Origin of the sequence: Holdemanella porci (assembly GCF_019052655.1) — a bacterium.
In the GTDB taxonomy this organism is placed as follows: domain Bacteria; phylum Bacillota_I; class Bacilli_A; order Erysipelotrichales; family Erysipelotrichaceae; genus Holdemanella; species Holdemanella hominis.
Map to the genome: position 1 here is coordinate 1 of NZ_JAHQVB010000172.1, position 558 is coordinate 558.

The following is a 558-nucleotide window of genomic DNA, read 5'->3' on the forward strand; positions in this document are numbered from 1 at the left end:
TCTGATACTCCCCTATAAAAATGGCTATTTATCAACTGTTTGTTGTGACATAGCCATAAAAATAAAGACTCTACAAACTACAAAAGATATAAAAGAACAAAGGAAAGATAATGAATATTGTTAAACAAGATAATGTAATAAGAGAAATTAAATCTTTGCCCAGAGTTGAAAAGGAACTGCTTGAATATGAGTTCATAGATAGGAACCCAAGCAGAGTATATGTTTTAGATACTGATGAGGAATATTTCTTAAGTTCGTTACTGTCAGTTCTTGATAATAACGAATTAAACGATACTAAAAAGATACGAATGATTAGAGAGAATATATTGGCAATTCAAAGTTCATTCGCTTTAGAATTATACATTCCGTTTAATGCAATTAAAATTTATACAGAATACTATGTAACGAATTATAAAGATCAGGAGAAAAAATGATGATAGATTATAAAGAGAATTTAATTAATGAAAATAGCGAGTTAAATCAGTATGACCCAATTACAAAGTTGGTACTACGTCAAGAAAAAGGACTCATAAAATAGATAAATTTTAAATTCTAATG

Annotated in this window: 1 protein-coding gene; it reads left to right on the forward strand. The window is 27.6% G+C overall.

Translation table 11 applies throughout. The annotated features are described in order from the left end of the window. Positions 1–110: 110 nt before the first annotated feature. A complete protein-coding gene (locus tag KTQ83_RS12010) occupies positions 111–434 on the forward strand; it encodes a hypothetical protein (protein ID WP_217256967.1) in 324 nt (107 codons plus the stop codon). Positions 435–558 lie beyond the last annotated feature (124 nt).